Origin of the sequence: Streptomyces sp. CBMA291 (assembly GCF_014596525.1) — a bacterium.
Lineage (GTDB): Bacteria > Actinomycetota > Actinomycetes > Streptomycetales > Streptomycetaceae > Streptomyces.
This window is the reverse complement of sequence record NZ_MSJP01000114.1, coordinates 90,761-113,855: the sequence shown is the minus strand read 5'-3', so window position 1 is coordinate 113,855 and position 23,095 is coordinate 90,761. Positions and strand designations below refer to the sequence as shown.

Annotated in this window: 21 protein-coding genes; 4 read left to right on the top strand and 17 right to left on the bottom strand. The window is 71.3% G+C overall.

All coding sequences use genetic code 11. From position 1 onward, the window contains the following. Positions 1–50: 50 nt before the first annotated feature. Positions 51–1,856, bottom strand: coding sequence for an ABC transporter permease/substrate binding protein (locus BU197_RS28795; protein WP_188271257.1), 1,806 nt, complete (start codon positions 1,854–1,856; stop codon positions 51–53). Beyond that, the gene (locus BU197_RS28790) at positions 1,849–3,102 is read right to left on the bottom strand and encodes a betaine/proline/choline family ABC transporter ATP-binding protein (RefSeq protein ID WP_317452097.1); all 1,254 of its coding nucleotides are present in this window, start codon (positions 3,100–3,102) and stop codon (positions 1,849–1,851) included. Before BU197_RS28790 ends, BU197_RS28795 begins: the two co-directional genes overlap by 8 nt. 278 nt (positions 3,103–3,380) lie before the next feature. Between BU197_RS28790 and BU197_RS28785 the strand changes: the two genes are divergently transcribed. Together BU197_RS28785 and BU197_RS28780 are read left to right on the top strand one after the other, a co-directional pair. Beyond that, positions 3,381–4,286 carry a 5'-3' exonuclease gene (locus BU197_RS28785; RefSeq protein WP_188271313.1) on the top strand — a complete coding sequence of 302 codons (906 nt, stop codon included), beginning with the start codon at positions 3,381–3,383 and terminating at the stop codon, positions 4,284–4,286. An 82-nt stretch (positions 4,287–4,368) separates the two neighbouring features. Next, the gene (locus tag BU197_RS28780; protein WP_188271256.1) at positions 4,369–5,202 is read left to right on the top strand and encodes a siderophore-interacting protein; all 834 of its coding nucleotides are present in this window, start codon (positions 4,369–4,371) and stop codon (positions 5,200–5,202) included. Positions 5,203–5,275: 73 nt separating this feature from the next. Here the strand turns inward: BU197_RS28780 and BU197_RS28775 are convergent, their stop codons facing one another. Further along, positions 5,276–5,908, bottom strand: a complete 633-nt coding sequence (locus tag BU197_RS28775) for a MerR family transcriptional regulator (protein ID WP_188271255.1) — start codon at positions 5,906–5,908, stop codon at positions 5,276–5,278. Between the two features lie 120 nt (positions 5,909–6,028). On the opposite strand from BU197_RS28775, the gene BU197_RS28770 reads away from it, so the two are divergent. Continuing rightward, positions 6,029–7,006 (top strand): hypothetical protein, encoded by a 978-nt coding sequence (locus tag BU197_RS28770; protein ID WP_223182878.1) that lies wholly within the window; start codon positions 6,029–6,031, stop codon positions 7,004–7,006. A 300-nt stretch (positions 7,007–7,306) separates the two neighbouring features. Here the strand turns inward: BU197_RS28770 and BU197_RS28765 are convergent, their stop codons facing one another. The 14 genes from BU197_RS28765 to BU197_RS28700 form a co-directional block, all read right to left on the bottom strand. Continuing rightward, positions 7,307–10,135: a DEAD/DEAH box helicase gene (locus BU197_RS28765; RefSeq protein ID WP_188271254.1), complete on the bottom strand. Its 2,829-nt coding sequence runs from the start codon at positions 10,133–10,135 to the stop codon at positions 7,307–7,309. A 71-nt stretch (positions 10,136–10,206) separates the two neighbouring features. Next, positions 10,207–11,160, bottom strand: coding sequence for a diacylglycerol kinase (locus tag BU197_RS28760; protein WP_188271253.1), 954 nt, complete (start codon positions 11,158–11,160; stop codon positions 10,207–10,209). A 41-nt stretch (positions 11,161–11,201) separates the two neighbouring features. After that, complete coding sequence (gene tatC, locus BU197_RS28755) at positions 11,202–12,095, bottom strand: twin-arginine translocase subunit TatC (protein ID WP_188271311.1); 894 nt, start codon at positions 12,093–12,095, stop codon at positions 11,202–11,204. Between the two features lie 105 nt (positions 12,096–12,200). Further along, on the bottom strand, positions 12,201–12,497 hold the full coding sequence (gene tatA / locus BU197_RS28750; protein WP_188271252.1) for a Sec-independent protein translocase subunit TatA: 297 nt from the start codon (positions 12,495–12,497) through the stop codon (positions 12,201–12,203). A 188-nt stretch (positions 12,498–12,685) separates the two neighbouring features. Then, entirely contained in the window at positions 12,686–12,883 is a 198-nt protein-coding gene (locus BU197_RS28745) for a hypothetical protein (RefSeq protein ID WP_188271251.1), read from the bottom strand. A gap of 55 nt (positions 12,884–12,938) precedes the next feature. After that, positions 12,939–13,184, bottom strand: a complete 246-nt coding sequence (locus BU197_RS28740) for a hypothetical protein (RefSeq protein WP_411158551.1) — start codon at positions 13,182–13,184, stop codon at positions 12,939–12,941. A 271-nt stretch (positions 13,185–13,455) separates the two neighbouring features. Next, entirely contained in the window at positions 13,456–14,409 is a 954-nt protein-coding gene (locus BU197_RS28735; protein ID WP_188271249.1) for a helix-turn-helix transcriptional regulator, read from the bottom strand. A gap of 16 nt (positions 14,410–14,425) precedes the next feature. Next, positions 14,426–15,382 (bottom strand): helix-turn-helix transcriptional regulator, encoded by a 957-nt coding sequence (locus BU197_RS28730; protein WP_188271248.1) that lies wholly within the window; start codon positions 15,380–15,382, stop codon positions 14,426–14,428. Between the two features lie 155 nt (positions 15,383–15,537). Continuing rightward, positions 15,538–15,918, bottom strand: coding sequence for an FKBP-type peptidyl-prolyl cis-trans isomerase (locus BU197_RS28725; RefSeq protein WP_188271247.1), 381 nt, complete (start codon positions 15,916–15,918; stop codon positions 15,538–15,540). Positions 15,919–15,976: 58 nt separating this feature from the next. Continuing rightward, complete coding sequence (locus tag BU197_RS28720) at positions 15,977–16,957, bottom strand: FKBP-type peptidyl-prolyl cis-trans isomerase (protein WP_188271246.1); 981 nt, start codon at positions 16,955–16,957, stop codon at positions 15,977–15,979. A gap of 189 nt (positions 16,958–17,146) precedes the next feature. Then, on the bottom strand, positions 17,147–17,782 hold the full coding sequence (locus BU197_RS28715; protein WP_188271245.1) for a hypothetical protein: 636 nt from the start codon (positions 17,780–17,782) through the stop codon (positions 17,147–17,149). A gap of 12 nt (positions 17,783–17,794) precedes the next feature. Continuing rightward, positions 17,795–18,427, bottom strand: coding sequence for a matrixin family metalloprotease (locus tag BU197_RS28710; RefSeq protein ID WP_188271244.1), 633 nt, complete (start codon positions 18,425–18,427; stop codon positions 17,795–17,797). A 482-nt stretch (positions 18,428–18,909) separates the two neighbouring features. Beyond that, positions 18,910–20,271: a Pup--protein ligase gene (pafA, locus tag BU197_RS28705; RefSeq protein ID WP_188271243.1), complete on the bottom strand. Its 1,362-nt coding sequence runs from the start codon at positions 20,269–20,271 to the stop codon at positions 18,910–18,912. A 9-nt stretch (positions 20,272–20,280) separates the two neighbouring features. Beyond that, positions 20,281–21,624, bottom strand: a complete 1,344-nt coding sequence (locus BU197_RS28700; protein ID WP_188271242.1) for an MFS transporter — start codon at positions 21,622–21,624, stop codon at positions 20,281–20,283. Positions 21,625–21,688: 64 nt separating this feature from the next. On the opposite strand from BU197_RS28700, the gene BU197_RS28695 reads away from it, so the two are divergent. Further along, positions 21,689–22,801 carry a LacI family DNA-binding transcriptional regulator gene (locus BU197_RS28695; protein ID WP_188271241.1) on the top strand — a complete coding sequence of 371 codons (1,113 nt, stop codon included), beginning with the start codon at positions 21,689–21,691 and terminating at the stop codon, positions 22,799–22,801. The last annotated feature ends 294 nt before the right edge of the window (positions 22,802–23,095 follow it).

Here is a 23,095-nt window from a genome sequence, read left to right as displayed (position 1 = left end):
CCTTTTCGGACAGCGGCTCCCCGGTCGTGGGCCGGGCGGCCGTGCCGGGGCTACTGCGGTGTGAGCTTCTCGGCGAGGCCCGGGGTGGCGTCGAGCCAGGTGCGGACGGCCTGCTGTTCCTTGCCCTTGCCGGTCTCCTGGATGACGGCTTCCAGGTCGGTGAGCTGCTTCTCGGTCAGCGAGAAGTCCTTCAGCCAGCGGCCGACCTCGGGGTTGTCCTGGGTGAATCCCTTACGGGCGAGGGTGTGGACGCCGTCGCCGGTGCCCCAGGTGCCCTTGGGGTCGGTGAGCTTCTTCAGGTCGTGGGCGGAGTAGGCCCAGTGCGGCGACCAGAGGGTGACGACGACCGGTTCCTTGCGCTCGTAGGAGCGCTTCAGCTCGGCGAGCATGCCGGGCGTGGAGCCGTCGACGACCTTGTACTCGCCCTCCAGGCCGTACTCCTTGAGCACCTTGTCCTTCAGGATGCCCATCATTCCGGCGCTGGGCTCGATGCCGACGATCCGGCCCTTGAACTGCTTTCCCTTGCCCTTCAGGTCGGCGAGGGAGTCGACGCCCTCGACGTACGAGGGGACGGCGAGTTCCAGGGAGGTGGGGCCGTACCAGGAGCCGAGGTCCTCCAGCTTGTTCCGGTACTTCTCCCAGTACTGGGCGTGGGTGACGGGCAGCCACGAGTCGGTCTGGAAGTCGAGCTGGCCGCCGGCCAGGCCCGTGTAGAGGGCGCCCACCTCCAGCTGGAGGGCGTCGACCTCGTATCCGCGCCGCTCCAGGAGTTCCTTCCAGAGGTACGTGGAGGCGATGCCCTCGTCCCAGGGGATGTAGCCGATGCTGATCTTCTTGCCGTGGCCGGTGTCCGGGCCCGAGGCGGTGGAGTCGCCGCCGGAGCCGAGGATGCCGGTGCCGCCCGCGACGAGGGCGAGGACGACGACGCCGACGAGGGCGGTGACGGGCTGCGGGCGGTGGGCCCAGATCTTCGCCCCGGGGCGCTTGGCGCCGAGCGCGGCGCGTGCCTTGGCGGCGGCGCGGCGGCCCAGCGGGGAGACCTGTCGGCCGAGCGCGCCGGTCATCCGGTCCAGGTACATGGCGAGGACGACGATGGAGATGCCCGCCTCGAAGCCGAGGCCGATGTCGACGTTGCCGATGGCGCGGTAGACGGCGCCGCCGAGTCCGCCGCCGCCGACCATGCCCGCGATGACGACCATCGAGAGGCCCAGCATGATGACCTGGTTGACTCCGGCCATGATCGTCGGCAGGGCCAGCGGGAACTGGACGCGCAGCAGGGTGTCGCGCGGGGTGGTGCCGAAGGCTTCGGCCGCCTCGACGAGTTCGCCGTCGACCTGCCGGATGCCCAGCTCGGTCATGCGTACGCCCGGGGGCAGCGCGAAGACGATGGTGGCCATGATGCCGGGGACGACGCCGACGCCGAAGAAGATGATGCCGGGGATGAGGTAGACCATCGCGGGCATGGTCTGCATGAAGTCGAGGACGGGCCGCAGGACGGCGCTGACGGACTTCGAGCGGGCCGCCCAGATGCCGAGCGGTACGGCGATGGCCAGGGTCACCAGGGTGGAGACGAGCACCAGGGAGAGCGTCGCCATGGCCTCGTCCCAGAGCTGGACCGAGTCGACGAGCGCGAAGCCCGCGAAGGCGAGGACACCGGCGGCGAGACCGCGCAGCCACCAGGCGACGACGGCCAGGATGCCGGCGAAGAGCAGCGGCTGGGGGGCGGACAGGACGGTGTCGATGCCGTCGTAGAGCCCGGTGACGCCGGAGCTGACGGCGTCGAACAGCCAGGAGAGCTGGGCCTGGAGCCAGTCGACGGCGCTGTCGACCCAGTCGCCGAGGGGGAGCCTAGGCACGGGCGGTCACCTCCCCGGTGTTCTTCGGGGCCGGGGTGTTCGCCGTCTTCCTCGACGGGTTCGGGCCGGGTTTCCTCGCGGGCGCGGGGCCCGTGCTCTTGCGCGCCGGGGCCTGGTCCTGCTTCCTCGCGGTCTCCGCGGCGCTCGGGGCGGCGGAGCCCGTGCGCGTACGGGAATCACGGCTCGGGCCCGGTTGCGGCGCGGTCGGGCTCGCGCTCGCGCCGAGGCCGCCCATCACGCCGAGGAGGCGTTCGGCGGGGACGACGCCGAGGACGGAGCCGTCGGTGTCCTCCACGGTCACGGGGTGCGGGGTGCGGGCGGCCACCGCGCACAGGTCGGCGACCAGGGTGTCCGGTCCGACCGCCTGGCAGGCGCAGTCGGCGGGGCAGTCCGCGGGGACCGCTCCCTCGGTCATGACGGCGGACGCGGTGAGCACCCGGGAGCGGTCGACGTCCTGGATGAAGGAGGCCACGTAGTCGTCGGCGGGGCGGACGAGGATGTCCTCGGCGGTGCCGAGCTGCACGATCCGGCCGTCGCGCATGACGGCGATGCGGTCGCCGAGGCGCATGGCCTCGTTGAGGTCGTGGGTGATGAAGACGATGGTCTTCTTCAGCCGCTGCTGGAGGACGAGCAGCTGGTCCTGCATGTCCCGCCGGATGAGCGGGTCGAGCGCGCTGAAGGACTCGTCCATCAGGAGCAGGTCGGCGTCGGTGGCGAGGGCGCGGGCCAGACCGACCCGCTGCTGCATGCCGCCGGAGAGTTCGTCGGGCCAGGACTTCTCCCAGCCGGCCAGACCGCACAGCTCCAGGGCCTCGGCGGCGCGGGTCGCGCGCTCGTCGCGCGGGACGCCCTGCACCTCCAGCCCGTAGGCGGCGTTCTCCAGAACGTTCCGGTGCGGGAACAGCGCGAAGTGCTGGAAGACCATGCTGATCTTGGTGGAGCGGACCGTGCGCAGCTCGCGGGGGGAGAGCGCGGTCAGATCGCGTCCGTCGAAGAGGACGCGGCCCGCGGTGGGTTCGAGCAGACCGTTGAGCATCCGCAGCAGGGTCGACTTGCCGGAGCCGGAGAGCCCCATCACGACGAAGATCTGGCCGGGCTCCACGGTGAAACCGGCGTCCACGACGGCTGCTGTCGTCCCCTCGGCGCGCAGCTCCTCTCGGTCGGCGCCGTCGACGAGCCTGCGGACGGCCTCGTCGGATCGTCTGCCGAACACCTTGAACAAGTGGTCGGCCTGGAGCCTGGACACATACACCTCACGGGTAGCGATGAGAACGGCCCGCCACCCCCGCGCGGCCGGGCCGTGGAGCGGGCGGGATCGGCCCGCGGCCCGTCGCGTACGGAATTCCTGTCTCGAACCCCGTACCGGGTTCCGCTCCGGGCTCGCGCCTCCCCGCCTTCACACAATGCAAACGCAAAGGTGACGTGGGTCACAGGGGGAGGATCCCGGGGTGCGGAAGGCGGGGCCCCGCCTCAAGGTCCGGCCGCGGGTCGCGCCATAAAATAGGGGAGGTGACTCGACGCCTCATGCTCCTCGACACCGCAAGCCTCTACTTCCGCGCCTACTTCGGCGTGCCGGACTCGGTCCGCGCCCCCGACGGCACCCCCGTGAACGCCGTGCGCGGACTGCTCGACTTCATCACCCGGCTCGTCCAGGACCACCACCCGGACGACCTGGTGGCCTGCTGGGACGACGACTGGCGCCCGCAGTGGCGGGTGGACCTGATCCCCTCGTACAAGGCGCACCGGGTCGCCGTCGAGACCGGGAGCGGGCCGGACGAGGAGGAGATCCCGGACACCCTCTCCCCGCAGGTGCCGGTGATCGAGGAGGTCCTCGCGGCGCTCGGCATCGCCCGGATCGGGGCGCCGGGGTACGAGGCGGACGACGTGATCGGCACCCTGACGGCGCGCGCCGAGGGCCCCGTGGACATCGTCACCGGCGACCGGGACCTCTTCCAGCTGGTGGACGACGCCCGGCAGGTGCGCGTGCTGTACCCGCGCAAGGGGGTCGGCGACTGCGATCTGGTCGACGCGGAGATGATCCGCGCGAAGTACGGGGTCTCCCCCGACCGGTACGCGGACTTCGCCGCCCTGCGCGGGGACGCCAGCGACGGACTGCCCGGCGTGAAGGGCATCGGCGAGAAGACGGCGGCGCAGCTGATCACGGAGTACGGGGACCTGGCCGGGGTCCGTGCCGCCGCCGAGGACCGTACGTCGAGGCTGACCCCGGCCAAGCGGCGCGGGATCGTGGAGTCCGCCGCGTATCTGGACGTCGCGCCGACGGTGGTGCGGGTGGCCGGGGACGTACCGCTGCCGGAGTTCGATCCGGCCCTGCCGACGGCCCCGCGGGACCCCGAGGCGCTGGAAGCGCTGGTCAAGCGGTGGGGGCTCGGCGGGGCGGTGGGGCGGCTGCTTCCGGTGCTTGAGCGCTGAGCGGCGGGAACTCGCCAGGGTGACGTAGCCTGGAGATGCTAGCTTAGGCATACCTAAGTACGTCGAGTCAGGGGAGCCCCTCGTGTCAGAGCAGCCTCGTAAGGCACCGAAGGCCACCGAAGCGCGTGTGGTGCGCACCGAGCGGATCACCCCGCACATGGTGCGGGTCGTCCTCGGTGGCTCCGGGCTCGACGCGTTCGAGATGGGCTCCTTCACCGACCACTACGTCAAGCTGCTGTTCGCCCCCGAGGGGGTCTCCTACCCGGAGCCGTTCGACATGGAGCGGATCCGGGCGGAGTTCCCCCGCGAGCAGTGGCCCACCACCCGGACCTACACCGTGCGCGCCTGGGACCCGGTCCACCGGGAGCTGACGATCGACTTCGTCGTGCACGGCGACGAGGGCCTCGCGGGACCGTGGGCGGCTCGGGCGACGGAGGGCGAGACGATCCGCTTCCTCGGGCCCGGCGGCGGATACGCGCCGGACACGTCGGCGGACTGGCACCTCCTCGTGGGCGACGAGAGCGCGCTGCCGGCGATCGCGGTGGCCCTGGAGGCGCTGCCCGCCGGATCGCGGGTGAAGGCCTTCGTGGAGGTCTCGGACGCCGCCGAGGAGCAGAAGATCGGCGCGGAGGACGGCATCCACGTGACCTGGCTGCACCGGGGCGACCGCCCGGCGGGCGAGGCCCTCGTCGAGGCCGTCCGGAGCCTGGACTTCCCGGCGGGCGACGTCCACGCCTTCGTCCACGGCGAGGCGGGCCTCGTGAAGGAACTCCGCCGCCATCTGCGCCTGGAGCGCGAGATTCCCCGCGAGCGCCTGTCGATCTCGGGCTACTGGCGCCTGGGCAAGTCGGACGAGGCGTGGCGCGCGATCAAGCGGGAGTGGAACGACCAGGTGGAACAGGAACAGGAGAACTGACCTTCGGGTCCCGCACACACTCCCCCTCACCCCCCCGTTCCCCACTCCCGCACCCTTCCCTCCCCCTCCCCCGCTACGTCGCCTCCCCGAAGAGGCGGCCCGAGGCGTCCGTCTGGGCCAGGCGGCGGAGGGCGGAGAAGATCGCGTCGCCGATGACGGTGCCGACGACGACACTCTCGACGAGTTCCTCGCGCGCCACATGGTGGGCCACGTAGTCCACGTCCGCCCGCGCCACCCTCTCCGCCGCGTCGGCGTACACGTCCAGGACCTCGGCGAAGCCCCCGTGGCCGACTTCCTCAAGCGCCGCGAGGGCCGTCGCCAGCGCCTCCGCCGCCGGGCCCTCCGCATGGGCCTGCCAGCCCCGCGCGCCGATCAGGGCGCCGACGGCCTCGCGCGCCTCCTCCATCCCGCTCCCCGGCCCCCGCTCGTAGCGCGGGACCATGCGGGTGGCGACCGTGCCGAGCAGATCGTGTATCGGCTTGTCGACGTCGTCGATGGCGGCCATCACCTCACGGACGGCGGCGACCGAGAGCCCGCCCACGTCGAGGAGCGCCCGGATCAGGCGGAGACGCTGTACGTGCGTCTCTCCGTACGAGGCCTGGTTCGGACTCGTCAGCTCTCCGGCCGGCAGCAGCCCTTCCCGTACGTAGAACTTGATCGTCGGTACCGAAACCCCGGACTCGCGACTCAACTCTCCGATGCGCACAGCGCGTTCACCTTCCTGGTCTTGCCTCGGCCTTGCCGACCGACTCCTCATCATAGATAGTGGCGCTATCAGATAGTGGCTAGTGCCACTATCCATGACTTCCCACGGGGGGAATTCCGCATGCCTTCACTCGTTGCGCTCACCCGGTCGCATCGACCGCTGATCTGGTTCTCGGCGGCCATGGCCGTCCTCGCGCTCGTCTCCGCCGTCGGCATCGCCGTCGACGACCGGGTCCTCGTCGGCGTACCGATCTGGACCAAGCCCTTCAAGTTCTCCGTCTCCTTCGTCGCCTACGGGCTGACACTCGCCTGGATGCTGTCGCTGCTCCCCCGGGGCCGCCGGGTCGGCTGGTGGGCCGGGACGGTGCTGACCCTCACCGGCACCGTCGAGATGGTCCTCATCACCCTCCAGGTCATCCGGGGCACCCAGAGCCACTTCAACAACGCCACCCCCTTCGACAACGCCGTCTTCCAGCTCATGGGCGCCACCGTCCTCGTCCTGTGGCTGAGCGCGCTGGTCATCGCCGTCCTGCTGCTCCGGGCCCGCATACTCGACCGCGCCCTGGCCTGGGCCGTGCGGCTCTCCTCCCTGATAGCCCTGGCCGGTACCGCCGTGGGCTATCTGATGGTCCGGCCGACCCCCGAACAGCTCGCACGGCCCGACTCCCCGATCCTGGGCGCCCACTCCGTCGGGACCCCTGACGGCGGCCCGTCGATGCCCCTGACCGGCTGGGCCGAGACCGGCGGCGACCTGCGCATAGCCCACTTCTTCGGGATGCACGCGCTCCAGCTGCTCCCGCTGCTGCTCTTCGCCCTCACCGCGCTCGCCACCCGCTTCACCCGCCTGGCCGACGAGCGCGTACGGCTCCGGCTCACGCTCACGGCCTCCGCCGTCTACACCGCGGTCTTCGCCCTGCTGACCTGGCAGGCCCTGCGAGGTCAGGCGCTCCTCTCGCCCGACGGCACCACACTGGCCGCCGCAGGAACGATCCTGCTGCTCGGCGGTGCCTCCACCGCCCTCTCGCTCCGCGCCACCACCGCAGCCCCCTCCCCCGAGCCCACTCCGGCCTCCGCCCCCACGGAGACGTTCTCGGCCTGACCGACACCCTTCCGAGGCCTGCCCTTCGCCTGACGGTGCCCGTCCAACACCCTTCACCCCTCGGCAGTCGCTCCCCGTCCTGGGGTTCTTCCAGCCCCTGGGAACGGGGGGGCGCGGACGGGCCTGCTCGCCGAGGTGGTGCCGATCTCCGCGTACGTGCTGGCGCGTTCACTGACGAACCGCCGTCCGCCGTCTGTCAAACGCTTCGACCGTGGAAAACGACCGGGTGCCCATGACGTGATCGTCATGGGCACCCGGTCGCGGGAAGAAAGCGGCGGCCCTCCGCGTACGAGAGGCCCGTCAGCCCACCGAGCTGTAGGCCACGACGCCCCTCAGCAGGGAGTCCACCGCCTTGCGGGCGTTCTTGGCGACGGTGCTGTCCTCCCTGGGCGCCGCCGCCGCGATCTGGCCGAGGACGTCGATGACCTGCTTGCACCAGCGGACGAAGTCACCGGCGGGCATCTCCGCCTCGCGCAGCACCTCGTCGAGGCTCTTGTCCGAGGCCCACTGGTAGGCGGCCCAGGCGAATCCGAGGTCGGGCTCGCGCTGGCCGACCCCCTCCGCCTGGCGGATCTTGAACTCCTCCTCAAGGGCGTCGAGCCGCCCCCAGATCCGCACCATCTCGCCGAGCGCCGCCTTGGCCCCGCCGCTGGGCAGCTTCGGCGCGACGGCGTCGTCGGACTGGCGCGCCTCGAACACCAACGCGGAGGCGCAGGCGGCGAGTTCGGGCGGGGTGAGCCCCTCCCAGACACCGTCGCGGAGGCATTCGCTGGCCAGCAGGTCCAGCTCGCCGTAGAGCCGGGCGAGGCGCTTGCCGTTCTCCGTGACCTCGTTGCCCCGCAGATAGTCCAGCTCCGTGAGGAGCGCGACGATCCGGTCGAAGGTCCGGGCGATGGTGTTGGTGCGGCCCTCGATGCGCCGCTCCAGCTGCTGGGTGTCGCGCTGGAGCCGGTGGTAGCGCTCGGCCCAGCGGGCGTGGTCCTCGCGCTCGTCGCAACCGTGGCAGGGATGGGCGCGGATCTCGGTGCGCAGCCGGGCGATCTCGCGGTCGTCGGCGGCGGCGGAGCGCTGCTTGCGGTGACGGTCGGGGTTGATGTGCCCGGCCTTGCTCCGCAGGGCGGAGGCGAGGTCGCGGCGGGACTGCGGGGAGCGCGGGTTGAAGGACTTGGGGATCCTCATCCGCTCCAGGGCCTCGACGGGCACCGGGAAGTCGATGGAGGCGAGCCTCTTGACCTGCCGCTCGGCGGTGAGGACGAGGGGGCGCGGTCCGTCGTGCTGCTCGAAGCCCCGGTGTCCGTTGGTACGGCCGGCCGGGACGCCCGGGTCGAGGACGAGGGCGAGGCCCGCGAACTTGCCGGTGGGGACATGAATGATGTCGCCGGGCTTGAGCTTCTCCAGCGACCCGGCGGCCTGGGCCCGGCGCTGGGCGGCGCCCTGCTTGGCCAGATCGGTCTCGCGGTCCTTGAGATCGCGGCGGAGCCGCGCGTACTCCTCGAAGTCGCCGAGGTGGCAGGTCATGCCCTCGCGGTAGCCTTCGAGCCCTTCCTCGTTGCGCTGGACCTGACGGGAGATGCCGACGACGGAGCGGTCCGCCTGGAACTGGGCGAAGGAGGTTTCGAGCAGTTCCCGGGAGCGGTGCCGGCCGAACTGGTCGACGAGGTTGACCGCCATGTTGTACGAGGGGCGGAAGCTGGAGCGCAGCGGGTAGGTGCGGGTGCCCGCGAGTCCGGCGAGGTGCTCGGGGTCGAGTCCGCGCTGCCAGAGGACGACGGCATGGCCTTCGACGTCGATGCCCCGGCGTCCGGCGCGGCCGGTGAGCTGGGTGTACTCGCCGGGGGTGATGTCGGCGTGCTGCTCGCCGTTCCACTTGACGAGCTTCTCCAGGATGACGGTCCGCGCGGGCATGTTGATGCCGAGGGCGAGCGTCTCGGTGGCGAAGACGGCCTTGACCAGGCCACGGACGAAGAGTTCCTCGACGACTTCCTTGAAGGTCGGGAGCATGCCCGCGTGGTGGGCGGCGATGCCGCGCTCCAGCGCTTCGAGCCATTCGAAGTAGCCGAGGACGTGCAGGTCCTCGTCGGGGATGGCGGCGGTGCGCTCCTCGACGATCTCGCGGACGCGGCGGCGTCCCTCGTCGTCGTTGAGGCGGAGTCCGGCGTAGAGGCACTGCTGGACGGCGGCCTCGCAGCCCGCGCGGCTGAAGATGAAGGTGATGGCGGGGAGGAGTCCCTCGGCGTGGAGGCGCTCGATGACCTCGGGGCGGCCGGGGGTCCAGATGCGGGAGCGCTGGCGGCGCTCGCGCTCGCGGTCGGCCTCGCGGACCATCTTGCCGCGCCGGCGCTCGCGCGGGTTGTACGTGCGGCTGTTCTCGGTGCGGGCGAGGCGCAGCAGGTCGGGGTTGACCTCGCGGCGGGAGGCACCCCTGCCGCCGTGGTCGGTCTCCTCCTCGAAGAGGTCGTACATCCGGCGCCCGGCGAGGACGTGCTGCCAGAGGGGGACGGGGCGGCTCTCGGAGACGATGACCTCGGTGTCGCCGCGGACGGTGTCGAGCCAGTCGCCGAACTCCTCGGCGTTGGAGACGGTCGCGGAGAGCGATACGAGGGTGACGGACGGCGGGAGGTGGATGATCACTTCCTCCCAGACGGCGCCTCGGAAGCGGTCGGAGAGGTAGTGGACCTCGTCCATCACGACGTAGCCGAGGCCGGAGAGGGCCTGGGAGCCCGCGTACAGCATGTTGCGGAGGACTTCGGTGGTCATGACGACGATCGGTGCGTCGCCGTTGACGCTGTTGTCACCGGTGAGCAGGCCGACCTTGTCGTTGCCGTACCGCCTGACGAGGTCGGCGTACTTCTGGTTCGACAGGGCCTTGATGGGGGTGGTGTAGAAGCACTTGCGGCCCTGGGTGAGGGCGAGGTGGACGGCGAACTCGCCGACGATGGTCTTGCCGGAGCCCGTGGGCGCGGCGACGAGCACGCCCTTGCCCGCTTCCAGGGCCTGGCACGCCTCGATCTGGAAGGCGTCCAGACCGAACTCGTACATCTCGCGGAACGGGGCAAGTGCGGTGGCCTGCTCGGCGCTGCGGGCGCGGGCGGCCGCGTACGCCTGGGCGGGGGTGAGGTCCTCTGTCATCTTGTCTTCGAGCCTACCCGCCCCCTCCGACAGTGACGCGATCTTTATCGACGGGATGCGGAGGGGCCGGTTCAGGGGTTCCGTGCGGGGAGCGGGGCGAGGATCCGCAGGGCGCCGGGGGCGCAGGTCACGGTGAGGGGCAGCGGGCCGAGGGGTTCCCCGTCGGCGTATCCGGTGGTGCCGGGGGCGTCGAGGGTGACGGAGCGGACCCGGTGGGTGGTGACCACGGGGTGGCCGAGATGGGTGCCCCGGTAGACGCGGGGGAAGACCTTGACCAGGGTCCTGCGGTCGCAGTCGCCGACGACGGTGACGTCGAGGAGTCCGTCGTCGGGGCGGGCGTCGGCGCAGATCCGCATGCCGCCGCCGTACGAGGTGCCGTTGCCGACGGCGACGAGGGTGGCCTCCGTCTCCAGGACGCGCCCGTCGTCGAAGGAGAGGCGGTACGGGACGGGGCGGAAGGCGGCGAGTTCGGCGAGGATCGCGAGGTCGTACTTGAAGCGTCCGGCGGGCAGGCGCATCCGGTTGCCCCGGTCGTTGACGCGCGAGTCGAAGCCGGAGGCGAGGACGGTGCCGTACCAGCGCGGGAGGGGGCTCGCGTCGGTGCCCGGCCGGCCGCCGCGCGTCCCCCCTTCGATCCGTCCGAGGTCGATGGCGCTCCCGCCGGTCGTCCGGAGGGTTTCCGCCGTGACGCGGGCGGCGGCCACCGGGTCGCCGAGGGGCAGGCCGAGGGTGCGGGCGAAGTCGTTGCCGGTGCCCGCCGCGACGATGCCGAGCGGGGTGTCCGTACCGGCGACGGCCTGGAGGGCGAGGGAGATCATGCCGTCGCCGCCGACGGCGACGAGGGCCCCGGTGCCTTCGGCGACGGCCTCGCGGGCGCGGCGCAGGGCGTCGGCGGCGTCGTGTCCGAGGAGCACGCGGACCCGGAAACCGGCGTCCCTGAATGCCTCGGCGGCGGGCCGGGCGGCGCGTGCGCCGCGTCCACGGCCCGCCGTCGGGTTGACGAAGAGAGTGATGTCGCTGGTCATTGGGGGTCCCCCCGGACGGAGTCTGGGGGGACCCTACAAGATCAGGTGATGTCGTCGTAACCGTTCACCCGGTGTCCGCCGGGCTCACCGGTGGACTGCTCCGGCAGGGCCTTGGCCGTGCCCACGGGCTCCACGGCTCCGACGGTCTCGGGGGTGAGGTCGAGACTGGAGGCCTCGTCGTCGTCGAGTTCGGCGTCGGGGTTGGCCCGATTGCGTCGCCGGTCGTTGAGGAGCGAGAAGCCGACGGCGCCGAAGTAGAGGATCGAGATGGGTCCGGCGAGGGCGAGCATGCCGACGGGGTCGGTGGTGGGAGTGATGACGGCGCCGAAGATGAAGACGCCCATGATCACTCCGCGCCACCAGCCGGCCATGCGGCGGCCGGTGAGGATTCCGGTCAGGTTGAGCATGACCAGGACCAGGGGCAGCTCGAAGGCGAGACCGAAGACGAGCACCATGCGCAGGGTGAAGTCGAGGACGTCGCCGAGCGAGAGGATGTTCGCGGAGCCCTCGGGCGTGAGGCTGATGAGGACCCTCACGCTGATGGGGAGGATGAGGTACGCGAGGTAGGCGCCCGCGGAGAACAGCGGGACGGCCGCGGCGACGAAGGCGTACGTGTACTTCTTCTCGTTCTTGTGCAGTCCCGGTGCGACGAAGGCCCACAGCTGGTACAGCCAGACGGGGCTCGCGACGACGAGACCGGTCGTCAGCGACAGCTGGATCGTCGTGCTGAAGGGGGCCATCAGCGTGTTGAAGGAGACGATCGCGCAGTTTCCGCCATTGCTGGAGACGCCCGGTGCGCACGTGGGCACGGACTTCGTCAGAAACTGCATCAGCTCCTCGCTGTACACGAGGGCCACGATCGTCACCGCTGCGACGGCGAGGAGACCCTTCGCCAGTCGGTTGCGGAGTTCACGCAGGTGCTCCACGAGGGGCATCCGGCCCTCGGGATCCTTGTCCTGCTTGCGGGCAGACTTGAGCAACCCACGTCCTCATCTCGTGCGGCAGGCCGCCGCCCGGTGCGGCGGCCGCGGCGGACCGGGTCAGCGCTTGGTGGTGTCCGTGGGCTCGGCCACGGGCCGGGCGCTGGTGACGTCGCCGGGGGCTGCCTGGATGGTACGGGGGGCGGCCTGCTCCTGGGCGGCCGTGCCCGCTGTGGCGGGCGGCGGGTCGGCGGGGGCGCTCTGCTGCTCCTCCGCCTTCATCGCCTTGGCCTCGCTCTTGAGGATGCGGGCCGACTTGCCCAGCGAGCGGGCCATGTCCGGGAGCTTCTTCGCACCGAACAGCAGGATGACGACGACGAGGATGAGAATGATCTCGGTGGGGCCGAGCCTACCCATAGCTGTTTACCTTCTTCACCGAGGCGACATGGAGTTGCGGTGCTGGACCGGCCGGGTATGGTCCGGCCGCCGCGCTGTCTGCGATCGTAACCCGCAGGAGTAAACGCCGGGCAATGTCCGTGCATACTCCCGATTGCGTCCCGCGAGCCCGGTGAGGGGTCGCTCCAGGCAGCGTACGGCACCGGAACTCAGCGCAGGGAGTCACCTGTTCGGGCCAGCCCGGTGGCGGCGGTCTCCAGTTCCTCGGCCGCCTGGGTGATGCGCCGTGTGGTCTCGGCCACTTGCCGGCCCAGGCGCTGGACCTCCAGGAAGACCCTGATGGCGAGGGCGCCGAGGACGGCGAGGCCGAGGAAGCCGAGGGCGATGGCGAGCATGGGCCAGAACATGTGCCGAGCCTAGACGCCCGGGGTCCGGGCGGGCGGACCGGCCCGGCGCGGAGGGTCAGAGTCCGGTGTGCAGGCGCAGGGTGCGGACGCCTCCGCAGGTGAGCAGCTCGACAATGCGCTCACCTGCCGGTTTGCGGACGGAGCTGCCGCATTCGGGACAGGTGAAGGAGTAGAAGGTGGTGCGGCGGCTGGCGCCGATGGCGAGCCGGAGGGCGCTCGCGGCGAGTTCGAAGCGGGAGCGGCAGTCGGGGCAGGCGGCCTTGAAGAGAACGGGGGCCACCGCCGCCGTCAGACCATGCATCACGGACATGTCTCTCTTCCCTCGGTGTCCCTCGGTGCTCTGCGGTGATCCTCGGCGTCTGTCCCTGGGTGGTGCGGGGTGGTGCTCTGTGGTGCTCGGTGCCGCTCGGGGTGTCCCGTTCGCCGCTCGGCGCCGTGCCCGGTGTGTCCCGGAGCCGGGCGATGCCGCCCGGTATCGACCGGTATCACTCGGTTCCGCCCGGTTCCCGCGCTCGTACGTCGTGCGCGCTCCGCTCCCGTCACGCCGGTCATAACGATTCCGGGCGGAAGTGTTACGCGTCCCCGTAGGCGGCGAGCGCGGCGGCGGCGGCCGTGCGAGCGTTTTCGGCCAGTTCCGGTGGGGCGACGATCCGTCCGTCGCTGCCGAGCCGGAGCGCGAGCCTGCGCAGCGAGGCCGGGTCGGGGGTCCGCAGGGTGACCCGCAGTCCGCCGTCGGGCAGTTCCTCGGAGAGGTCGTGCGGGTAGTACTCGGCGACCCAGCGCCCGCCGGGCCCCACCTCGACCACGACCTCGGGGTCGTCGGCGGAGGGATGCACCAGGCCCTCGGACAGGTCGCGCAGCTCCAGCTCGGGCGGCGCCGCGTGCTCGTCGAGGATGCGGATCTCGGCGACCCGGTCGAGCCGGAAGGTGCGGCGCGCCTCGGAGAGACGGCACCACGCCTCCATGTAGGTGTGGCCGACGGCGAAGAGCCGGATGGGGTCGACCTCGCGCTCGGTCAGCTCGTCGCGGGCGGGCGAGTAGTAGCGCACCCAGAGGCGGCGGCGCTCGGAGATCGCCCGGTCGACCTCGGCGAAGACCCCGCCCTCGGACTCGAAGGTGACCGAGAGCCGGGAGCTGGCCCCGGCGGCCTCGCCCGCTGCGGCCTCCAGCTTGGCGGTGGCGCGCAGCAGGGCCTCCCGGTCGCTCTCGCGGAGCCCCGGGAGGGTGGCGACGGCGCGGGCGGCGACCAGGAGCGCGGTCGCCTCGTCGGCGGCGAGCCGGAGCGGCGCGGCGACGTCGTCCGGGTTGTGCCACCAGATGCGGTCGCCGTCGGTGTCGATGTCGAGGAGGTCGCCGCCCCGGAAGCTGGTGCCGCACATGGGCAGCACGTCCAGGTCGGAGATCAGCTCGTCCTCGGTGATGCCGAAGGCGCGCGCGACGTCGGCGACGTGGGCGCCGGGGCGCTCGCGGAGGTAGGTGACGAGCGAGAGCATCCGCCTCGTCTGGTCGATCGCGTTGGCAGCCATGCGGTACGTCTTCCCCTCAGCCCTTGGCCACGGCGCGCAGCCGGTCGATCACGTCGGCCACCAGATCGGCCGGTTCCAGTACGACGACATCAGGGCCGAATTCGACCAGCCAGGCGTCGAGCCCGTGTCCGTACGGGATCTCCAGCTCGTCCCAGCCGTCGGCGCCCTCGTGGACGGACTGGGCGCGGGCGCGCAGCGGGTAGCCGCAGCCGGTGCGGAGCCGGATGCGGGCGGAGCGGGTGGCGGTCTCCCCGGCCCAGCTCTCCACGGTCTCGCGGACGGTGACGACGTCGGGCACGGGCGCGGTGAAGGCTCCGGCCCGGGAGCGGACCTTGCCGGTGATGCGGGAGAGGCGGAAGACGCGCTCGGCGCGACGCTCGCGGTCCCAGCCGGCCAGGTACCAGTGGCCGCGCCAGCATTCGAGGGTCCAGGGTTCGACCTGGCGGGTCTCGGGGCGGGCGGAGTTGGCCTTGCGGTAGTCGAAGACGACGGGGCGGCGGTCGCGGCAGGCCAGCATGAGGGGTTCGAAGGCGGTCTCGTGGACCGGGATGCGCGGTTCGAGGGCGCTGGGCTGGGTGTCGTACGAGTCCTCCGCCTCGGGCATGCCGGCGGCGCGGAGCTTCTGGAGGGCGCCGCTGGCGGCTCCGGCGAGGCGGGCCTGCTGCCAGACCTTGGCGGCGAGGCCGAGCGCGGCGGCTTCCTCGGCGTCGAGGGTGATGGGCGGCAGCCGGTTGGAGTCGCGGCGGGCGAGGTAGCCGGTCTCGCCTTCCAGGTTCTCGACGGTCTCGATGACGAGGCCGAGTTCGCGGAGGTCGTCCTTGTCACGCTCGAACATGCGGTTGAACGCTTCGTCGCCGCTCGCTTCGAGGTAGGCCTCGATGGAGCCGCGGAGTTCCCGCTTGCTGAGAGGCCGGCGTGTCCCGAGCAGGCACAGCGCGAGATTCATCAGCCGCTCGGACTTGGCAATCGCCATCGACGCCCCGCACTTCTTCCGCCCGTTCCCGTTCTCGACGTCCGACCGTACCGCCCCGGGGTGTCGGGCACCAAAGCCGAGGGCCCCCGCCGTCGGACGGCGGGGGCCCTCGGGGGACCGTGACGGGCCGGTGCGGTGCCCGGCCGGGCGTCGGGTCAGCGCTTGGCGACGCCCACGAGGTCGCAGACGAAGATCAGCGTCTCGCCGGGGGCGATCTTGCCGCCGGCGCCGCGGTCGCCGTAGGCGAGGTGCGCGGGGATGATCAGCTGGCGGCGGCCGCCGACCTTCATGCCCTGGACACCCTGGTCCCAGCCCTGGATGACCTGGCCGGCACCGAGGTGGAAGTCGAGCGGGGCGCCGCGGTTCCAGGAGGCGTCGAACTCCTCGCCGGAGTCGAAGGACACACCGACGTAGTGGACCTTCACGAAGTCGCCGGCCTCGGCGAGGTCGCCTTCGCCCTCCCAGATGTCCTTGATCTCCAGGTCCTTCGGCGGCTCGCCGCCCGGGAAGTCGATCTCGGGCTTCTCGATGCTCACTGCTGTGTACTCCTTCTGGTGATGCGTGAATGCCCGGACAGTCTCACAGACGATCGGGTCAGACCACGCCCAGGATGTCGACGGAGAACACCAGCGTGTTCTTCGCCAGCTCGCTTTCCGGGCTGGCTCCGTATCCCAGCGCCGGGGGGATCACCAGCAGGACCCGGTCGCCGACGTGCTTGCCCACCAGGCCCTTGTCCCAGCCCTCGACCACCGATCCGGTGCCGATCTGGAAGGCGGTGGCGCCTCCGTGGTCCCAGGAGGAGTCGAACTTCTTGCCGTCCTCCCACTTCACACCGGTGTACTGGGCGATGAGCCCCTGGCCCGCCTCGACCTTGGGGCCCGTGCCCTTGATGAGCACCTGCTCCTTCAGCTCGGTGGGGGCCTTCACGCCCTTGGGAATGGTGATCACCGCGGCGGCCCCCGAAGGAGCCTTCACCTCGGGCATGCCGGGCGCGGGCGCCGCCTGCTCGCCCTTGACCTCGGCCTTCGGGTCCACGGCGGCGGCTCCCGCCACGTCGACGACCCAGACCAGGGTGTCGGTGGCGGTCAGACCCGACTGCGGGTTCAGGTTCTCGCCGATCAGGTCGCCCGCCGTCCCCTGGACCAGAAGGCGGCTGCCGGCCTTCTTGCCCTCGACCGCGGCGAGCACCTTCTCGGGGAGCTGCTGGCTCGGCTGGCCGATCTTCTCGATGGACTGCCGGTGCGGCGCCTTGGCGGCGGAGGCGCCGTCCTGGGCCCACGTACCGCCGAGCGGCTTGGCGTCCTGCCACTTCTCGACGACCCAGTCCAGCCGGACCTGATCGCCCTTCTTGACGGTCGTCCCGTCGCCCGCCGACACGGTCTCGACGACCGTCTTGCCGGCGGCCTTGGAGTCCTTGGGGACCACGATGTCGGGCGGGGTCCCGAACGTCCCCTTGACTTCGGCGACCACGTCACCCGAGGTGTCCTTCTCCGAGTCCGACCCACACGCGGCGGTGAACAGCAGGGCGGGCACGGCGAGGAGCGCGGCGATACGTCGCTTCGTGTAGTAGCTCATCAGTCCAACTGGGAGTCGGGGCCATGGGAACGTCCACACTCTACGGTGCGGCTTCCGTGCTCCAGGGGTTCCGCCGCATACCCCGTGGACGGAACGACGGCCGCGCCCTCGGATGGGCGCGGCCGTGCTACTCGATGGGGTGAACGCCCCTCGTGGGGAAGGGCGTCCACCGGTCGGCGGTTCCGTGCGTCAGCGTTCGGTTCCCAGTCGGGCGAGGACCTTGGCCTTGGCCACGGGCGCCGTCTGCGATCCGCTCGCGTAGGTGGCGTCCACCAGCGTCGTCCCGGAGTCCCGGTAGACGAAGTGGGGCGTGATCGCGGGTACGTTCTCCGAGTCCACGGCCTCCAGGACGCTGCCGAAGACGAAGAGGGACGTGCCTCGCGCGAAGGTGCTCTTGGCGGGGGCTTCCTCGGTCGTGTAGGTGACGCCGTCCGCGCTGCCGCCCATGGAGCGCACCACGACTTCCTCGCCCGGCTCCAGGGTTCCCTTGTGCACGGTCGTCACCTTGATCACGACCGGCGTGTAGACGACTTCGAACACGGATCCGTCATCCAGCTTGTCGACCGCGTGCACGTCCGGCTTGAGGGACTGGACCGTGCCTTCGAAGACGTTCTCGTTCAGCGGGAAGGCGGCGGCGGCTTCGGGGCTGCTGTCGACCTTGTACGAGTGCCCTTCGACGACCCGCTCGTCGGCGACGGGCTTCGCGGGCGCGCCGCCCCTCTCGGGGCCCGGTGAACCTCCCTGGGCGCAGGCCGTCATCGTGATCGCCATCGCGGCGACCACGAGGGAGACACGGGCATGCGTGCCGAGATGCCTCATCCTCATCAGTCTTCCCCCTCAGTAGAGATTCGTGACGCCGGCCACGTCGTCACTGTTGAGTGCCCGCCGCGTCCCCGTGTTGATGGCGGTCATCACCGAGTTCTTCTCCGCGGTGGTGTAGGCCGTGCCGTCCGTGCAGTGCGGTGCCCAGGGGTGCGCGAGGCCGGTGAAATGGCCCACCTCGTGCACCACGACCGTCTGCACGTCGGCCTTCGCGGCGTTGATGTTCTGGCTGCCGTTGACCCAGGTGAACTTGTTGGACAGGTACAGCGTTCCGCCGGTGTGGGACGAACCCGACTTCTGCGTCGCGGCGTACCCGGGCGCCGTCCCCATCAGGCTGGTGTAGCCGTACGACGCGCGGAACGCGTAGATCTGCCAGCCGCTCGTGTAGGTGGGCGAGGCGTACCGCAGGGCGGAGCCGGTGCGGTTCCACTGCGTCAGGCCGCCGTTGAGACCGGCCCTGAGGTTGCTCGGGAACGTGGTGTTGGCGCCGAGGGACTTCGTCCCCGACGACGCCCACTTCACCATGCCGCTACGGCAGTAGGCGGAGGCCGGAGTCGCCGTGACTCCGACGAGGCAGGCGGCCACGACGCTTCCCGCCATCCCCGTGGCGAGAATCCTCCGCCCGTTCTTCACAGAGTTCTTACCCATACGCATGGGCACCCCTCCCGTCTCTCTCGAAGCAGGCGAGGGAGGGCCCGAGACGCACTGACCGGCCCCCGCCGCTTCATCGGTCGGACGGAAGCTATCCGAACGTCTGGAAAAATTCGAGCGAATATTCGACCAAGGACTTCCTATAAGCCTTGCGGGTCAGGACATGACGCGATAAAGGGAGGTCGGGATCTTTCCCCCGGAGGAATGTCCGCTTTGAAAGGGAAGGTCATCGAACGCCCCACGAAATGGAATTCAGAATTCCGGATTCATCGGGTGAAGGCATGCAAAACACCCGTCATCCCCTGTGACATCCCTCTCAGGCATCACCGGGCCAAGCGCACTGCCCGGACAGCGAAAACCGGCCTGTGGCGGCGCGAGGTTCCTCGCGCCGCCACAGGCCGGCGGTGTCTCTTCGCCACCGGATCCCGTCCCGGCCCCACAGCACGTGTGGACCGGGTCCGGCGAACCGGCTCTTCGTCCTACATTCCCGCGATGAGCTTCTCGACCCGGTCGTCGACGGAGCGGAACGGGTCCTTGCACAGCACCGTGCGCTGCGCCTGGTCGTTCAGCTTGAGGTGGACCCAGTCGACGGTGAAGTCCCGCCGCTGTTCCTGGGCGCGGCGGATGAAGTCGCCGCGGAGCCGGGCCCTGGTGGTCTGCGGGGGCACCGACTTGCCCTCGAAGATCTTCAGGTCGTTGCAGATCCTGGCCGCCTGCCCGTTCTTCTGGAGGAGGTAGTAGAGCCCCCGGCGGCGGTGGATGTCGTGGTAGGCGAGGTCTATCTGCGCGACCCTCGGGTTCGACATGGTCATGTTGTGCTTGGCCCGGTAGCGCTCGATGAGCCGGTGCTTCATGACCCAGTCGATCTCGGTCTCGATACGGTCGAGCCGCTCGTGCTCGATCGCGTCGAGCGTCCGGCCCCACAGCTCCAGGACCTGGGCGACGGTGCCGGAGCGGATCCCCCGGCGGTCCACGAAGTCGACGGCCTTCTCGTAGTACTCGCGCTGGACCTCAAGGGCGGAGGCCTCACGGCCGCTGGCGAGACGGACCTTGCGCTGCCCGGTGATGTCGTGGCTGACCTCGCGGATGGCCCGGATGGGGTTCTCCAGGGTCAGATCGCGCATCACGGTGCCCGCCTCGATCATGCGCAGGACGAGGTCGGTGGCGCCGACCTTGAGCAGCATGGTCGTCTCGGACATGTTGGAGTCGCCGACGATGACGTGCAGCCGGCGGTAGCGCTCGGCGTCGGCGTGCGGCTCGTCCCTGGTGTTGATGATGGGCCGCGAGCGGGTGGTGGCGGAGCTGACGCCCTCCCAGATGTGCTCGGCCCGCTGGGAGACGCAGAACACCGCGCCCCGGGGGGTCTGGAGGACCTTTCCGGCGCCGCAGATCAGCTGCCGGGTGACGAGGAAGGGAATGAGGATGTCCGCGAGCCGGGAGAACTCTCCGTGCCGGGCGACGAGATAGTTCTCATGGCAGCCGTAGGAGTTTCCGGCGGAGTCGGTGTTGTTCTTGAAGAGGTAGACGTCGCCCGCGATTCCCTCCTCGTGCAGGCGGCGCTCGGCGTCGACGAGAAGGCCTTCGAGAATGCGCTCCCCGGCCTTGTCGTGGGTGACCAGTTCGGTCACGTTGTCGCATTCCGGTGTGGCGTATTCCGGATGCGATCCCACGTCCAGGTACAGGCGGGCGCCGTTCCGCAGGAAGACATTGCTGCTGCGGCCCCATGACACGACACGGCGGAAGAGGTAGCGCGCCACTTCGTCAGGAGACAGTCGGCGCTGTCCCCTGAACGTGCACGTGACGCCGTACTCGTTCTCCAGCCCGAAAATGCGGCGGTCCATGACTGAACATTACGCCTGAGGGCGTGTGCTGAAACCGGGTTGGGCGTTCCCGTTTCGATCAGTTTCCGATCGGTGCGTGTTCTTTTCGGTGGCTACGGGGGTGGGAGCCTCCGCCGTCACGGCGTGTCGCGGCCCGCCGCCGGGTCCGCCCGGGGCGCCCGGAAGCGCGCCGAGGACCCCGCCGGTGGCGAGGAGCACCAGGAGGGCGGCCAGACCGCCCGCTCCGGCGACGGCGAATCCGCTCGCCGTCCCGGCCAGTTCGACGGTGGGTCCCGCGACGGCGGAGCCGAGGGCCGAGCCGACGCCGAAGGTGGTGACGAGCCAGGAGAACGCCTCAGTGACGGTGCCGCGCGGCGCGTGCCGGTCGACGACGATGAACGCGCAGGCGAGGGCGGGGGCCAGGAAGACGCCGGAGAGCATCGCGAGGCCCGTCATGGCGACGGGCCCCGGGGTGAGCGCGAGCGGCAGATAGCCGAGCGCGAGGAGCAGTACGAGGACGCGCAGCCGCCGCTCCGGGGTGCCGGTCCACTGACGGGCGCCATAGACGACGCCGCCGAGGAGCGCGCCGAGACCGAGGGCCGCCATCAGCCAGCCGTAGACCGAGGGGGCGCCCCGGTCGTCGGCGTAGGCGACGGCGGAGACGGTGATCGAGCCGAGGGCGAGCCCGACGAAGAAGAAGGAACCGAGGAGGGCGAGGAGGCCCGGGGAGCGCAGGGCGCCCAGCCAGTGGGCCTCGCGGGGTGCGGAGCGCCACTTCCTGGAGGGCGCGGAGAGGACGACGGCGAGGGCGCCGAGGACACCGAGGACGTTGACGGCGAGGAGCGCTGCGGCGGGCGACCAGAGCGACACCAGGAGGGTGAGCAGCAGCGGGCCCGCCGTGAACATGACTTCCTGGGCGACCGCGTCGAGGGCGTACGCCCGGTGGACCCGGTCCTCACGGCCGAGGACGCTCGGCCACAGGGCGCGCAGTCCGCCCTCCAGGGGCGGGGTGAAGAGCCCGGCGAGGACGACGGCGGCGTAGGCGAGGGCGAGGTGGCCGATGCCGGTGAGGGCGAGCAGGGCCATGCCGAGCGCCGAGAGGACGGCCGCCGGGAGCTGCACCCGGGGCTGGCCCTTGAGGTCGACGGCGCGGCCGAGGAGGGGCTGGCCGAGGGCGGTGGCGACCCCGTAGGCGGCGATGAGGCCGCCGGCCAGGGTGTAGCTGCCGCCCTGGTCGCGGACGAAGAGGGTGAGGGCGATGGGCCCTACGCCGTTGGGCAGGCGTCCCACGAGCGTCCCGGTGAGCAGCCGGGCGGCGTGGGGCGCCCGGAGTATGTCGAGATAGCCGCCTCGCGCCGGGGCCCCGGTGGCCATGTGCTGCTCCCCTCGCCCGGATCCCTCCGGGGTTTTACGTATAACGTCCGGGGTCATACGTACCATGTCGGCTGTACGGGGGGCCACCCCGCGACCGGGCGGGGCCCTTCCCCGGACCGGTACGTCCGACGCGGAGGCATGTGTGCAGACCCCGGAGCCACGGACCCCGGAGCCGCTCGGCGGCGCCCGTCCCACCAGCCGGGACGTCGCCCGGACGGCGGGCGTCTCCCAGGCCACCGTCTCCCTGGTCCTCGGCGACAAGTGGCGCGGCCGGGTCTCCGAGCGGACCGCCGCCTCGGTGCGGGAGGCCGCCGGGGCGCTGGGCTACCGGCCCAATCTGGCCGCCCGCAATCTGCGCCTCGGCAGCACCCGTACGGCGCTCCTCGTGGTCCCCGCCCTCACCAACGAGTTCTTCGCGCGGGTCTACACCGGGGCCGCGGAGGTGGCCGCCCGGCACGGCTTCGGTGTCGTCCTGTACCCCTCCCCCGACGGCGTCGGCCCCGCCAGGGACCCCTTCGCCTCGGCCCGCGCCGCCCTCGACGGGATCATCGCCTCCTCGATGGCGACGGACGCGCTGGGGGCCTTCCGGGGCACCGATCTGCCCCTCGTGATGCTCGACAGCGATCCCGCCGACGGGGCGGCCGCCGCCCATGTCAATCCGGACGTCGCCGACGGGATGCGCCAGGTCACCGGGCATCTGCTCGCCCTCGGCCACCGGAGCTTCGTCCATCTCGCCTCCGCGGTGCCGTCCTGGACCTTCGACGTCCGGGCCGCCGCGCTCGCCGAGAGCCTCGCCGGGGCATCGGTGCGGACGGTCCGCGCGCCGCTCGACGTGCACGGCGCGATGGCCGCCACCGAGCGGGCCCTCTCCGCGCCCGGACCCCGCCCCACGGCCGTGGTCTGCGACGACGACATCCTCGCCGCCGGAGCCTGCAAGGCCCTGCGGCGCCTCGGGCTGAGCGTCCCCGAGGACGTCTCGGTCACGGGCTTCGACGATCTGGCGCTCGCCACCGCCGTGGAGCCCGAGCTGACCACCGTAGGACTGCCCGCCGAGCGCGTCGGGGAGCGGGGCATGGCGGCCCTCCTCGCCGTCCTGGCGGGCGAACCGGCCCGCCCGGACCTCCTCCCCGTCACCCTGATGCCACGCGGCTCCTCGGGACCGGCCCCGACGGCCTGAACGAACGCCGGGGTACGGGGAGGGGCGCCGGGGGGACGGAGCCGCCGGGCCTTGTCAGCCGGGGTACGGCGTGGCGCCAGCCCCCCCCCATCAGCCGGGGCGTGGAGAGGCGCCCGCCGACCGAGTGGCCGGAAAAGGCCCACCGGGGCCAAGCCACCGGGCAGCCGAAGAAGCCCCCCCGGTCCGGGCCTCCAGGTCCGGGCCTCCAGGTCCGGGCCTCCAGGGTCAGACCCCCAGGCAGCCGCAAAGGCCCCCGTCATCCAGCCCCCGGCAGCCGAAAGGGGCCCCAGAGCG